Here is a 12502-nt window from a genome sequence, read left to right as displayed (position 1 = left end):
CTGCTCATTGCCGGCAACCCAAGTCCACCATCTGATGTCGAATATTGGTGATTTCCCTTCGTCGCTCCAGGAGTTCTGCCTGGTATAATGTTTGGTGGGCGGCAATTGCCCGTTTTAACATCTCGATCCTTTCTCGCATTTCAGCGATCATTTTGGCGTGGTTTCTTTTCCAATGCTCAAGCCTCTCGCGCTCGCGTTGCAAGCGTGCCCGTTGGGAAGGAGCGGGGTTATCTATGCCTTCAAGACGGGCTATTCCCCCCCGTATATTGGTGGCAGTTGTCCATCCGCCCGCTATGGCGAAGGCGTCTTCGCCCTTGGCAAGATACTCCTGCAGCTTCTTTTCTTCCCGCATGAGACTTTCTTCGAGGACACCATTTGTTTGCCTTCGTTTTGTAATCGGGTTACGTTTCCAATAATTTCCTTCGCTCCATTGGCGTTTCACTTCATCATAGGTTTCTTGGGCTCTTGCATGGTTTCGGCGTAATCCCTCACAGGCCGCCGGTTCCTCCCTAGTTGGCTCCAAGTTGCGATCGACGCAGCGGCCGTCTCTGCAGACAGATCGGTCGTCACATAATGGATAATTATCTTCCCCGCAGCAGGGATTTCCGGCCCAGCCGCACGCAATACAGATTGGTGAGAAAGGATTATAAACACTGCGGCCCCCGCATTGGTTTCCGTAACACGGGGGAAAACCAGCTGATCCGCAGTCCCCGGCACGGATCAGTGTCCGATCCCTGGCGCAGTATAAGCGCCCCTCGGGGCCGGGTACTGGCACCCAACCCCAGCGGGCATCGAAGCATGGGATGTCATCCTCGCAGGCGGGTTGACCTGGGCCCCCACACACTTCGCATAAACCGCCTCGGCAGACCCCCTGCGCGCAACGGCCATTCTCAAAGCAGGGAAACCCAAATGTGCCGGTCATGTCCCTTTGGAACCTGGTGGGGGGATCCGGAAAAAGCGCAGGTGATGCACCGAACGTTGCCGTCCCTCTTCCCGAAGGATCTGACCGGGGCGGTGCGGGAGGGGGTGAAGGTGCCGGTGCAGTCCAGTATGCCGGATCTCGACCGGTCGCATTACCAAGAATCGGCGGTGCCCAGGTCCCAGGGTCGTAGTTGAAAATTTGGCCGGCGAGTTCGTTCGCTTCTCCACGCTGCGCATCGCGCATCACCTCCATGAGTGCCTCGGAGGTGAGCGGTTTCCCGTCGCTATCGCGAAAACTGCGCGCCCGAGCCATAAAGTCAAAGTAGGCCGCCACATCATCCTCTAGCGCCATAAACCACGGCCAGTGCTCCCGGTTTTCATTGATGTGTGAGCGGAACTGGGCTTGCATGGCGAAGCCTAGTGACAAGGCCACAACCGCCGGAGGCGCATCGTTCTGGAAACGTTGAAAGGTGAGACCGCGTTCAACCAGCATGGTTCGCTCAATCTGCTGGAAGAGTGCCGCCAGCGCAGGCGATGGCTGAAAACTGTGAGTTTGCTGGGCCATGCTGGTGGTCGATGTCATAACAAAAAGAAAAATAACGAAAAACATCAAGCAGGTGCGGACGGGATCGGTCATTTGGTTCACCTCTTTCAGGAATGAGGAGATGACGGAAGTTACCTGAAAATCACTTTTCGCATATAATTTTTCTAGCAGGTGTTGTCAGCACCGTCAAGGCTCTATTCATTCCAACACCGAAGAATATGAACCGAGAGCCTCCATGATGTAACGGGGTGGTGGTATGAATATTGAAGGTAAGTCTCTCCTTTTTCCTTCCACGGCTCATGACATGATATACCATGCGCTTGGGTATTCTATACCCTGAATCCCTTGGAACCAGACGCCTTCCATCCTGATTTAATGAGTATTTTCAGTATATCGGGTGCCATTCTGAATGGCACCGCTCCTGCCGCTGCATCTTCCATTGAACCTGCAATCGCTACATCCAGTTCAGGACAGTAGAACAGCCAGCACCCTGTGGAACCCGTATGACCGAGCACTGCGGGTATGGGCGCGATGGGGGAAAATAAACGCGGCACGCGGAAACGCATCATGCCAATCGCGTATTCGATCGGCCAGCTGGGAGAACGCAGTGCGGCGCGGTCCATTGGAAAACCGAACCGGCGCCAAGGGCTCATCATGGCGGTGAGTGTCTCAGGGGATGCAAACACTTCGTTCTTCATGAGCCGCCTCATGAATTTCATCATATCCGCAACCGTGCTGTAGATTCCCTTAACCGATTGGATCAGCAATGGGATATGCAGGGGCTCACCGTTGACGCGCAGAATCATCGGCGCCGAAGTGAGCAGCAACGGCTGGCTCTGCTTGAAAAAACAGGTCTGGGCCAGCCCAAAGGGTTCATAGAGCATCCGTTGATGAACTTCATGCAGCGGCAGGCCTGTCACCGCTTCGATAATTTCGGCCATGAGTATGAAGTTCGTGTCGGAATAACGAATTTTTGGACGTTTCCCGGGCAAATCCTGCGGAGGGAAATGCGCTTTGAGGCGCTCGCGCACATGACCAGCAAGCTCGTCGATGGACAACATCCGGTCTCCTTGCGCAAACACGATTTCGGCGAGACTGGAACCTCCTTTGGGGTAATCTTCAAACCAATCAGCAAGTCCGGAGGTGTGCGTCAACAAATGCCTGGGGGTTATTTCTGCCGTACGGTCACGCCCGCCATACTGATGCAGTCCGTGAGTTATGGTATTTGGCAGGTAACCGCGGATTGATTGATCCAGGTCCAGTTTGCCGCTCTCGGCAAGCATCATCGCGATGGTGGCATTGTACAGTTTATCAATGCTTGCGATGAAAAAAGGCGTGTTCTCGACGACAGGATCACCCGCCTCCGTCTCTCCGACCGAGCCAATCCACCTGAATGACTGATTCGGTGCATCAACCGCTACGATTGCCTGGTTCCCCTTTCTGCTCTTCGCAAGTCCGCGCAGCAAGTCTTCAAGTAAATTTCTGGCCAGGTCTGGATTTTCTGACATCAGCAAGCTCTCTTTGCCAGGTCTTTCCACAGCAGGCAAATCGCCAGAGTGCTCCTTGAAAACGGATATGCCCCGTTGACCGAAAATTTGTTGACAGCAACGCAATGAAGACTCTGGAATCCGATTTTTTCATGACACTTGCGCGATGCGATGCTTGTGCATTCCGAAAACGCGTGAGTGAAACCACGAGCGGTCGCATCAGCAAGAGCCTTTTGCAGAAGGCTCGTTGCGATACCCGCCCCTTCGTATCCAGGAGCAACCCCTACCGCGGCTATGTGCAAGCATTTGTCTGCTTCCGACCCGATCCGTTTTTTCCCGGGTCTGCGAATTTCTTCCATTAAAGCCAGCAGAGCCGAGATCCTCTCTCTTTCGTGGTCTGTAAGATTTTCTGGAACCGGCTGGTTGCTTTCCGCAGCCGGGTCATCACAAGCGATAAACCCGATTTCCCTCATCGCAGCGTTGCCATCCCGCGCCATCCAGCAAAATCCACGCGATATCGGATTGGCATTCGCCATATACATACTCCGCGCAACCGCAATCATGCGCTCCCTGCTCAAACCAAGGCATTTCGTCAAGGGTTCTCGATCATGAAAGAGATCAACATACAGATTCAGCAATGTTTCGGTCTCATCGGGGTGAACTCGATCTATACAAATTGTATGGTGGTCTCTGTGCATATGCTCTGATAGGTCCTGTCTGGGGTTGAATTCAGTGGCCCGATGTTATTCGGCTCAGTTGGAGTGTCGTTTGCGAAATTGCCGCTGCCCGACAGATAAATCGTCAATGAATCTATTAGCACATAATGAGTGAGTCGGCTAACCACCAACCGGGCGGAAAAAGGTAAGCACGGGGGACCAACTCCAGCCCCCCCTGGTGACGGCCTCGACCAAGGGTTGCCGCATCTCCTCCACACTGAAACGATAGCGGTACGCATCCTGCACCCGCCAATTGCCCTCATCGTCGAGCAGTAACCCCACTTCGCGACCGTGCCGGCGATCAAGGAAGGGGATACTTCGATGCCAGTAGAAACGAAACCATGCACGTCCGAGCAGCGATGCCGAGGTATGGGTTCCCTGGGCGGTGTGGATGGCTCGTACTCGCCTGGAACGGGAATCGAGCTGCAATTCGATCGTATATACCCGGCGCACAGCTCCTTGCTCGAGGAGTCCTTGCCATTTCGCATCGGCATAACGCCAGTGCACGCGCAGTCGACCCTTCTGTGCTTCACTCACGGAAAAGGGTGCATCGACGCCGTTGAGCGCGAGCAGGCGACCTCGCATTGTATCGGCATCGATGGGCGCCACGGCGCGGTCCGAGTCGATCCGCGCCGCCCAGGCAGCACCCCGGCTCATCCACAACGCATAAAGAAGCAGGTACAGGATTGCCAGTGAGACGGTCAGTCGCAGATGCTCACCCACCGCGACCGCGACCGGGTTACGGCGGGGATTGGCGGTCACGAACCCCAGTTCATTCATCCGCATCTCAACCGTTTCGCGATCCGCCGCGTCGACCTGAACGGCGTATCGATCAATTGCGCCGACCAGACCGTAACCACCGGTAACACGCTGGTACCGGTGAACCCCTGCAATGCTTTCCAGTCGCCGCGTCTCGATCCTTTCTGCCGTGCGACGAGCGAGGCTTCGTGCCTCCGATGGCGAGACGGTCTCAGCGACGATGACCCGGGAGCCATCGTCGAATCGCTGGCTACCGACGTAGGGGGCCGGGTCCACCCCTGGAACCGGGATATAGGCCGAAGGGCCGAATATCGCAACCGCGATAAAGCCGCCCACGGGAATGATGAGCCCCCCGAAAACCCCCAGAAAATAAACCAGCACCTTCACCCCTGCCCTCCGCGTTGCTCCTGAGTCTCTGAAAAACCAGCCCCTGTATCACCCTACCCCTTCTATTTTGATGCTTCAACACCTTGTGTGATCTGCCGGCCGCAGCGAAGCGGAGGCCTGTGAGGTTCACGCCTTTATTCGGCATTCATTGCGGCTTGACACAGACAAACACTGTGTACTCATCCTCGCCAAGGCGGTATTGTTTCTCGTGCGTCTGAAAGCCGGTTTCATGCAAAACCTGTCGCCAGGTGTCCAGAGTAAAGATACCCATCACCCAGTGGTCGGTCTCAATCCGCAAGCTGCCCTGCTCCCGGATCAAGTACAGTATCGTCGTTTCATATTGCTCATCACTCGTATCAGAATCATAGACGTTTTCGATGAAGACAACGTCCAGGCCGTCTTTCGTGGCCGAAAAGGTCGTGGTCTTGTTCTGCTGGAAATTCTCGACGGTCACATCCGGTGTGACAACCATGACACCGCCCGGGTTCAGGTGGGCATAGGCTGCGCGGAACGCCTCCTCGAAATCCACGCGATTGTTCATGTGTGCGATAGCATCGTCCATGAGTACAGCATCAAAGCTTCTGTTGAGGCTGAACGACCGCATATCCCCATGGACAAAAGTGCATTCCGGGTTCAGTTCCTTCGCCTGTGCGAGCATTGTCGGACTCAGATCCAATCCGGTGACGTTGAAAGAACGCTTCAAGTTGTAGACATTTTTCCCGCCCCCGCAGCCGATGTCCAGCAAGGTGCGGACTTCGCGCTCAGAGTACTGGCGTATCAGTGCGATGACATGTTCACTGTAATCCGCGTATTCCGCTGCGGCACCTCCCCACAACGGCCACAACCATGCCAGATCCGTATAAAGGCGATTTGTCTCTTGCAAGTGCTTCCCCCTGTCCAACGATATGCCTTACCAGCACGCAGCGATCTTCCGCGCGTCCGCGCCAAGGCCTGGTTCGCTACCGATAAACATCTTTTCGGTTGCCGATTTTGATCACCCATACCGTCAGTTCGTTATCCTGGATCGAGTATACGATACGATAATTTCCCTGATGGATGCGGTACAATTCAAGGCCGGTGAGGTGGACAGTTCATAACACAATGCCACCGGCTTCCAGCCCCAACGGGTACTCATGCACTGACTTCACCGTAAAAGCCAAAAACAGACCTGACCCCATTATCCCTTTTCATAAAAGTATCTGCCAGCATTGTCGGAAATGGATAATATTCAATGAGGATGAACAGGTTGAGCCACTAGACGGACGCCAAGGGCTGCACATACCTTATTGATCGTGTCAAATCGAGGTTTAGCGTTTGGTTTAAGCGCTTTATATAAGGCTTCGCGGGTAAGCCCTGTGGCTTTGGCAACTTCGCTCATTCCACGAGCCTTGGCGGCTACCCCCAGAGCGTGGGCCAGCTCGGCGGCATCACCGTCTTCAATCACCATTGTGATATAAGCAGCAATGTCTTCTTCGTTTTTCAGTTGTTGGGACATATCAAAATCCGGCAGATCTGCAATATTTTTTTTCATGGTTCAATCCTCCAAAGTGGCTTCACGTTCTCTGGCCTTGGCAATATCGCTCTCCTGACTGTTTTTGGCTCCGCCGCCAAGCATAACGATCAGAATTTCACCCCGCTTGGCGTAGTACATTCGCCAGCCTGGACCGAAATGTTCCCTCATTTCAAAGACGCCTTCGCCCACCGGTTTCACATCACCGAGGGTACCGCGCTGCGCTTTATCGAGACGGCGGCCCAGGCGAAGACGCGTAATGGGGTCTTTCAAACCATTAAGCCATTTGTCAAATTCGGGTAATGTTTTAACCGTATACATATCAAAATATGTAATCGATCGAATACAAAAGGTCAAGCAAGCTGTTTGTTAAGAAAACTAATCTCCATGCAGATACCCCTTCGGTTTGATTTGTTCTATCATCAGCTGAATCGATCAGGTGAAAACATTTTTATATCGACTTCCGAAGAGACGTCAGTCATCAGGTCCGCAAGTATTTCCCCGAGAACGGGAGCAAATTTGAAACCGTGCCCGGCAAGTGCAGTACCATAAACGTTTTCAGATCCGGGCCGTTTTCCGAGATAAAAATGGCCGTCGTATGTCATGGTGTACATGCAAACTTCCGAAGTAATCGGGCAATGGCGAAGGCGGGGTAAAAAGCGTCCAATCATTTCTTTTATGCCGTCGACCTCATGCGGAAAAACCGATCGATCAAGCGTCATTGGATCGCAATCGGCAAGTTTGTTGTGCAATGCGATCTTCATTTGCGATGAAGGATGAATCACCGGCAGAATATAAAACTCTGTATGGTTTTTCGGGGCTTGCAAACGCTCATGATCGGGTACCTGCCAGAAGGAAACCGGAAAATTGCCCAAGCGAAGGCTTGGATCTTCCGGAACTTCTATCCAATGCACAGGAACCCGTTTTGGCTGCAGAGGACTTTCAGGCAACTCGAGCAGCCCGTTGGTCCAAGCGCCTGCCGATATGAGCACCCGACCGGCTTCAAAAGCTCTGCGCGCAGTATGAACCTGCACATGACCATGGTCCTCCGACCACCGATTTACCGGTTCATCGAAAACCAGATCGGCCCCCGCCTTTTCAGCCTCTGCTAAAAAAGTCTTGATGCTCAATTCTGGAAACACGATGCCGGCCTCTTTTTCCAACCCTGCGACAAATATGTCCGGCAGGGCCAGTTGCGGCCATTTTTTGAGGACTTCGGATGCGTTGAAGACTGCGTGGGGAATATCGTATGTCTGTGCGCTGGCCATAAACCCCGCAACAGCTGGGCTGTCTGGTGGGCCAATGGTCAGGTTGCCAGTTGCGACCAGCAGGTCCCGCCCGGAATCTCTTTCCAGTTTCCGCCATAGCTCCCAGGATTTCATCGCCATCGGCACATAAGCGGTGCCCTCCAGATAGGCTCGGCGTACACTCCGTGAGGCGCCGTGATGACTTCCCATGGCGTGTGGGGGGCGGTGTTTATCGATGCCCAAGACGCGAAAGCCCCTGCGGGCTAATGTCATGCAGGTTGCCGAACCGGCTGTCCCTAAACCGATAATGATAAAATCATATATGGGCATGCAGCCTCCTGATTGTCTCTTTCCTTGCGGAATGCCGCTCAGACCGAGAACAACAACTATTGGTCAAACAAACTCCTGAATCCGTGAGCGTTCGTCCGTGCGTCAGCTTCGTTGTTCGTGACCGTTCGATTAAAGTACACTTTATCGGACGGTTACGGGCAATGAAGATGTCGTGCGGACGAATGCCCCGAAGGGCGGCTGTTGAAAGTTTTTTTCAAGGGTTTAGTTGCAAATATAACATGCTTGCAGCAAGATATATCAAAAAAAGGGTTCAGCCGTCACGGATTCAGGAAACTGTGACGTCCGCGCCCAGGCCTGGTTCGCTACCGATAGACATCTTTTCGATTGCCGACTTTGATCATCCATACCGTCAGTTCGTTATCCTGGATCGAGTATACGATACGATAATTTCACTGACGGATGCGGTACAATTCAAGGCCGGTGAGTTTTTCGCAGCCCATGGGCCGGAGATCGTTTCCGAGTTGCTCAACCCGTGAAAGTATTTTTTTCAGGTCACTTTTCGGAAGCCTTCCGAGTTCCTTCCAAACCGATTCCTTGAAAAATATTTCATATCCGGCCATCATTTTTCAGCCTTTTCAACATTTCTGAAAAACTGATCAGCGGCTCACCGGCTCTTTCCTCAAAGGCCGCTAAATCTTCAGCATCCTCCGCCAGCGCTGCCTTAACGGCGTCGTTGACGAGATCGGAAATTGATTTCGATGTTTCAATAGATTTTAATTTCAGCGCCTTATGTATATCGGGGTCGAAATATACAGTGGCGCGTTTGGCTGGTGTTGCCATAATGTCACCTCCAAAACAATTGTCCTGACATTATAACGTTTGAACGTTATGACATCAACGCAACAATCAAAACGAAAGGGTTGGTTCGGCCGCGCAACGAAACACAGCAGAACAACAGCGGCTGCAGCCTGCTGTCTGCCTGGCCGGAGCACATCAGCACCCCCCCTACTCTTCCTTGGTGGACGGTCCATAACACAATGCCACCGGCTTCCAACCCCAACTGGTACTCATGAGCTTATTTCACCCAAAAGCCAAAAGTAGACCTGACCCCCTTCTGCACCTTAAAAAATTATTCTTTCATAATTTTTATGACCTTTTCATCTAAGCAGGAGCGCAGAAATATATTCATCGGTTTCTGCTGACCAGTTTCATAAAAATCGAGCATCAATTGGTTGAACTCTAATTGTCTCTTCGCGGGAAGATTAATCGCGGGATATCCGCAGCTCAACAGAAGCCCATTCATAATGAAGCGCCCCATACGCTTATTCACATCATAAAAAAATTGGTATCTCGCCATTGTAAGGAAGAAATGAATAGCACGATCGTACACATCGGGAATACTATATGAGTCATGAACCATTTGTTCAAACAGCCCTGGTAACGAATCAGCCTGTGGCGGCATATAGCTTGTCCCTACTATAGTAACCCCACCAGATCTAAACTTCCCCCACTCCAATGCCTCGTCCTTACCCGCTATGAGATGTAAAGCACAGACTTGTTCCTGGGTGATTTCAAACTGATTTTTATCAATTAACCCAAATAAGGCGCGCCATGTATCGGCTTGGTTCAATGCTATTTGCTGGTCGGATACTTTATGGCCTCCAACCGTAATTCCATCCAGAAGTGTTTGGATTTCCGGTAAGGTAAAATTAATCCCTTCCAATTGAACTGCGTCGTATACAAACTCAGCTAATTGACGCTTGGCAAGCATCATTGCTTTTGCTTTATTTGGCTTGATGTGCCAATGCGTTTCATTCATTTCGCTCACCGATCTCGGCGTGTCCCGTGATTGTGATTCGCTGCGCTCGCGCAATCTAACCTTATTCGTTAGCCGACATCTTTACTATATGCCTTCAGAAGCTCAGCAATAATCGCGTTTACAGAACATTCTTTTTTGACAGCCAACTCATTGAGTTTCTTATAGTTGGCAGGTGAAATATACTTATCGATAACTTGTACCGTCCCGTCGTTCCATTTCAGGTTATTTCTCCCATCAAGAATGAACTTATCAGGATAGAGCTTTGCGGCCTTCTTTTTCGTTTGCGTCCATGCTTCATTGAGGTCGCGAGTCGTAGCCATTTGCCCGATTAACCCGAGGCGAGCAACGATGGTTTGCTTCAGATTGCTCGATCCCATTGGAAGCTGAAGAAGTACATCGAGCATGGCTTCGGATAGCTTGGCTTTAGAAACGCCAACATCCATGCCGGCCCTTCGCATGTCAGAAAATACTTTTCGGTTGAACATGATACCTCATGAAATATCAAAAAAACATCTTGCTGGCGGCGCATCCTTGCCTTCAGCTCTTTCACCCAATTTCAGCATCAGCAGCCGCTGTTGTTGGCGGTCTGCTGAATACTTTGGCTGGCCTATCCATAAATCAAGCATCTACTATTGACAGTACTTCAGACAACAGTTCCTCATTCCGTCGCTCGATACGTCTGGCACGGCGAGCTTGGTAATCAACTGATTGTACTTGCTCAACCATGACGAAACCGGTCAACTTGCTTCCCTCCGGAATTGGTGCGCGAAAGGGGAAGCCACGGTCTGTAGTTGTCATTGGGCACTCAATAGCCCAACTTGTGCTGCTCTTGAAAAGATCCTTGCTGACAACCAACGCTGGCCAGTGACCTTTTTCTTCTGTCAATACTCTTCACGATAAAGTGTCGAATGAGTTTTATTGAATGCACGGCTTACTTTCTTCAGGGTTTTATGAAGGTTTTCTGAATCATTTGATCCCGAGACAGCAAGTTGAGCGAATTCAATGCTTGCTTTTACTAGACTGAATGCCGGACTGTAAATCGCCGGGTGCTCCGCAGATCCCTTCAAGTTTTTAGCCTTGTTGGCTAACTCATTCAATTCAGGTGTCCAATCTTTTAATGAATTGAGTTTTACAGGTTTTTGATTTTTATCGTGAAGTGTCCCCAAATCATCGATAATTCGATTGTTTTGCTTGGCTCGCATATAGGTTTCTTTTAGGCTTCGTTTAATCCCACCCCCAAAGTAGATATTTCGAAATCCCAAAAGACCGTCATAAATAATTTTACCTTGAAATGGCAATAAGACCGTATCGACATATAAAGGTAAGGTCGAATGATGAATTAACTCATCAAAGCTCTGCGAAAGTCCAACTACTGCGTATACTTTTTCTTCTTGTATGAAAATTGCGTATTTCTTTAAAAGTCGTTCTATGAAAAAATTTCCGCGTATGAAATTTTTCCATTCTGAGATGATTCTCAAAGTTGTTTCCGGAAAATTTTGAGGATTTTCTTGAACAAAAGAATCGATTAAATTTGGGTTTTCGAAAAGTGCGTCACGAATTTTTTCCTTCACATCAGCACCGGTATCAGCATACTCATCAAAAGTATTTATGTCATAAATCCGGAGCTTTTGATTTACAAAAAACTGTAGCGTCCACATTGATTCAAAATAAAGTTTGGCCTCTTGCTCTGAAAGTTTCATTATTTCACCTGCGTGCTATTTTTGACCGCTGAATGCCGGCTGTTCAGATTATGGCTCGCTGCGCTCGCAGAATCTAACCTTATTCGTTAGACTGTTTTTTATGGGCATGGTTCTTTCGAAAATTCTTTTGGCGAGTTCATTCTTCCACATAAATATGCCTGACGAATCTCTTTAATTTTCCAGGAGGATTCTGAATTTTTGCGCTCCAAATAAAACTGGAACCACTGCCCTCTAACAGAATCATCAAGATATCCTTCTTCAATTACTGTAATAATTGAATTTAAAGGATTTTCTCCCCTGTCATGTCTCATCATAATATTTACGAATCTTGTATCTGTAATATTGCGATATCCCTGAATAACCAGAAGAGGATTATAAACCCATTTTTCTCCATTCTTCAATGCAGTATATATTTTTACATTGAAATTTTCTGTTTTTAAATTGTTATATGACACTACAGGAAACTCATCTGGCCTTTTATCTTCAGCAAACATAGGGTAAGATAGAAATAACAAAATCAATATAGCAGTCAATAATTTCATTTTTCCTCCGTTTCACTTCACAACAAGGCTCAGGTCTTGAAATATTTTTTTTTATCTTTCCTCTCACCACCTTGCTGACCGTTGTATAATGAACACCGAGACAATCCCCAATTTCTTTCAGGGTATACCCTTGAGTATTATGGGGGGCATATGGGGGGCAAGTCTATATTTGACTCTTTTTGATTTTCAACCTTATAACAGTTAGATGTTGTTATGATTTCCAGTCCTCATTCGTGTAACTCAATCACTCAATTGCATTACTGACCGTGCTGAAACCTTTACAACCGAAATATTTTCCGATTTCAATCAAGTTTGCATGCTTAAAAGTCGGACAAGATCAAATATCATGTGATGTGGATAATTCTCCTAGCCTCAACGGGAAATCATGACCAGGGCAATCGCATCAAAATTACTGCGCGAACAAAACTCTAGCGAGGTAGTCGTTGTCCCACCCCGCCTTGAGTCGTTTGTTCTTCACGCCGAGTTTGGCCGTTTTCTCTTGGCGGATGAGGTTGAGGGTTATATGTCTCAATACGGCCAGATTTTCAGGGGCATGTCCCTTGCGAACCCTTGAGTCAT

General features: G+C 49.8%; 19 protein-coding genes. 2 read left to right on the top strand and 17 right to left on the bottom strand.

Going from position 1 to position 12502, the window contains the following annotated elements; all coding sequences use genetic code 11:
* Nucleotides 1-4: 4 nt before the first annotated feature.
* Entirely contained in the window at nt 5-352 is a 348-nt protein-coding gene (locus JWG43_RS10730; protein WP_205242924.1) for a hypothetical protein, read from the bottom strand.
* A gap of 1032 nt (nt 353-1384) precedes the next feature.
* On the opposite strand from JWG43_RS10730, the gene JWG43_RS10725 reads away from it, so the two are divergent.
* The gene (locus JWG43_RS10725) at nt 1385-1582 is read left to right on the top strand and encodes a hypothetical protein (protein WP_205242923.1); all 198 of its coding nucleotides are present in this window, start codon (nt 1385-1387) and stop codon (nt 1580-1582) included.
* 212 nt (nt 1583-1794) lie between these two features.
* On the opposite strand, the gene JWG43_RS10720 is transcribed toward JWG43_RS10725, so the two are convergent.
* From JWG43_RS10720 to solA, 8 genes are all read right to left on the bottom strand, one after another.
* A complete protein-coding gene (locus tag JWG43_RS10720; protein ID WP_205242922.1) occupies nt 1795-2973 on the bottom strand; it encodes a serine hydrolase domain-containing protein in 1179 nt (392 codons plus the stop codon).
* On the bottom strand, nt 2973-3488 hold the full coding sequence (locus tag JWG43_RS10715; RefSeq protein ID WP_205242921.1) for a GNAT family N-acetyltransferase: 516 nt from the start codon (nt 3486-3488) through the stop codon (nt 2973-2975). Before JWG43_RS10715 ends, JWG43_RS10720 begins: the two co-directional genes overlap by 1 nt.
* 300 nt (nt 3489-3788) lie before the next feature.
* A complete protein-coding gene (locus tag JWG43_RS10710) occupies nt 3789-4814 on the bottom strand; it encodes a hypothetical protein (RefSeq protein ID WP_205242920.1) in 1026 nt (341 codons plus the stop codon).
* A 145-nt stretch (nt 4815-4959) separates the two neighbouring features.
* Nucleotides 4960-5697, bottom strand: a complete 738-nt coding sequence (locus tag JWG43_RS10705; protein ID WP_205242919.1) for a class I SAM-dependent methyltransferase — start codon at nt 5695-5697, stop codon at nt 4960-4962.
* Between the two features lie 76 nt (nt 5698-5773).
* Nucleotides 5774-5881 carry a type II toxin-antitoxin system RelE family toxin gene (locus tag JWG43_RS20240; protein ID WP_205242918.1) on the bottom strand — a complete coding sequence of 36 codons (108 nt, stop codon included), beginning with the start codon at nt 5879-5881 and terminating at the stop codon, nt 5774-5776.
* Between the two features lie 161 nt (nt 5882-6042).
* Nucleotides 6043-6345, bottom strand: a complete 303-nt coding sequence (locus JWG43_RS10695) for an addiction module antidote protein (RefSeq protein WP_205242917.1) — start codon at nt 6343-6345, stop codon at nt 6043-6045.
* A gap of 3 nt (nt 6346-6348) precedes the next feature.
* Nucleotides 6349-6645, bottom strand: a complete 297-nt coding sequence (locus tag JWG43_RS10690) for a type II toxin-antitoxin system RelE/ParE family toxin (protein ID WP_205242916.1) — start codon at nt 6643-6645, stop codon at nt 6349-6351.
* A 101-nt stretch (nt 6646-6746) separates the two neighbouring features.
* The gene (gene solA, locus JWG43_RS10685; RefSeq protein ID WP_205242915.1) at nt 6747-7901 is read right to left on the bottom strand and encodes an N-methyl-L-tryptophan oxidase; all 1155 of its coding nucleotides are present in this window, start codon (nt 7899-7901) and stop codon (nt 6747-6749) included.
* Nucleotides 7902-8140: 239 nt separating this feature from the next.
* Here solA and JWG43_RS10680 point away from each other — a divergent pair, with 239 nt between their 5' ends.
* A complete protein-coding gene (locus JWG43_RS10680) occupies nt 8141-8398 on the top strand; it encodes a hypothetical protein (protein ID WP_205242914.1) in 258 nt (85 codons plus the stop codon).
* Between the two features lie 70 nt (nt 8399-8468).
* On the opposite strand, the gene JWG43_RS10675 is transcribed toward JWG43_RS10680, so the two are convergent.
* From JWG43_RS10675 to JWG43_RS19660, 8 genes are all read right to left on the bottom strand, one after another.
* Complete coding sequence (locus JWG43_RS10675; RefSeq protein ID WP_205242913.1) at nt 8469-8702, bottom strand: RH3 domain-containing protein; 234 nt, start codon at nt 8700-8702, stop codon at nt 8469-8471.
* Between the two features lie 289 nt (nt 8703-8991).
* The gene (locus JWG43_RS10670; protein ID WP_371925174.1) at nt 8992-9690 is read right to left on the bottom strand and encodes a Fic family protein; all 699 of its coding nucleotides are present in this window, start codon (nt 9688-9690) and stop codon (nt 8992-8994) included.
* A gap of 59 nt (nt 9691-9749) precedes the next feature.
* Nucleotides 9750-10166, bottom strand: coding sequence for a hypothetical protein (locus JWG43_RS10665; protein WP_205242911.1), 417 nt, complete (start codon nt 10164-10166; stop codon nt 9750-9752).
* A gap of 6 nt (nt 10167-10172) precedes the next feature.
* Nucleotides 10173-10307: a hypothetical protein gene (locus JWG43_RS19915; RefSeq protein WP_275888456.1), complete on the bottom strand. Its 135-nt coding sequence runs from the start codon at nt 10305-10307 to the stop codon at nt 10173-10175.
* Nucleotides 10300-10566, bottom strand: a complete 267-nt coding sequence (locus JWG43_RS20235) for a type II toxin-antitoxin system PemK/MazF family toxin (RefSeq protein ID WP_205242910.1) — start codon at nt 10564-10566, stop codon at nt 10300-10302. The genes JWG43_RS19915 and JWG43_RS20235 overlap by 8 nt, the downstream gene beginning before the upstream one ends.
* The gene (locus tag JWG43_RS10655; protein ID WP_205242909.1) at nt 10563-11381 is read right to left on the bottom strand and encodes a hypothetical protein; all 819 of its coding nucleotides are present in this window, start codon (nt 11379-11381) and stop codon (nt 10563-10565) included. Before JWG43_RS10655 ends, JWG43_RS20235 begins: the two co-directional genes overlap by 4 nt.
* 98 nt (nt 11382-11479) lie before the next feature.
* Entirely contained in the window at nt 11480-11923 is a 444-nt protein-coding gene (locus tag JWG43_RS10650) for a hypothetical protein (RefSeq protein WP_205242908.1), read from the bottom strand.
* A 409-nt stretch (nt 11924-12332) separates the two neighbouring features.
* Nucleotides 12333-12502 (bottom strand): transposase (locus JWG43_RS19660; protein WP_371925180.1); only part of this gene is annotated, 170 nt, incomplete at its 5' end.

Source organism: Desulfobulbus alkaliphilus, assembly GCF_016918545.1.
Lineage (GTDB): Bacteria > Desulfobacterota > Desulfobulbia > Desulfobulbales > Desulfobulbaceae > Desulfobulbus > Desulfobulbus alkaliphilus.
The sequence above is the reverse complement of the archived record's forward strand: the minus strand, read 5'-3'. Positions and strand labels throughout refer to the sequence as shown.

What these genes read in the sequence shown, in the direction of transcription:
- JWG43_RS10720 (WP_205242922.1), bottom strand. Translation starts at nt 2,973, where the DNA reads ATGTCAGAAAATCCAGACCTGGCCAGAAATTTACTTGAAGACTTGCTG.
- JWG43_RS10655 (WP_205242909.1), bottom strand. Translation starts at nt 11,381, where the DNA reads ATGAAACTTTCAGAGCAAGAGGCCAAACTTTATTTTGAATCAATGTGG.
- JWG43_RS10690 (WP_205242916.1), bottom strand. Translation starts at nt 6,645, where the DNA reads ATGTATACGGTTAAAACATTACCCGAATTTGACAAATGGCTTAATGGT.
- JWG43_RS10715 (WP_205242921.1), bottom strand. Translation starts at nt 3,488, where the DNA reads ATGGCGAATGCCAATCCGATATCGCGTGGATTTTGCTGGATGGCGCGG.
- JWG43_RS19915 (WP_275888456.1), bottom strand. Translation starts at nt 10,307, where the DNA reads ATGCTTGATTTATGGATAGGCCAGCCAAAGTATTCAGCAGACCGCCAA.
- JWG43_RS10650 (WP_205242908.1), bottom strand. Translation starts at nt 11,923, where the DNA reads ATGAAATTATTGACTGCTATATTGATTTTGTTATTTCTATCTTACCCT.
- JWG43_RS10675 (WP_205242913.1), bottom strand. Translation starts at nt 8,702, where the DNA reads ATGGCAACACCAGCCAAACGCGCCACTGTATATTTCGACCCCGATATA.
- JWG43_RS10695 (WP_205242917.1), bottom strand. Translation starts at nt 6,345, where the DNA reads ATGAAAAAAAATATTGCAGATCTGCCGGATTTTGATATGTCCCAACAA.
- JWG43_RS10680 (WP_205242914.1), top strand. Translation starts at nt 8,141, where the DNA reads ATGCTTGCAGCAAGATATATCAAAAAAAGGGTTCAGCCGTCACGGATT.
- JWG43_RS10665 (WP_205242911.1), bottom strand. Translation starts at nt 10,166, where the DNA reads ATGTTCAACCGAAAAGTATTTTCTGACATGCGAAGGGCCGGCATGGAT.
- solA (WP_205242915.1), bottom strand. Translation starts at nt 7,901, where the DNA reads ATGCCCATATATGATTTTATCATTATCGGTTTAGGGACAGCCGGTTCG.
- JWG43_RS10730 (WP_205242924.1), bottom strand. Translation starts at nt 352, where the DNA reads ATGCGGGAAGAAAAGAAGCTGCAGGAGTATCTTGCCAAGGGCGAAGAC.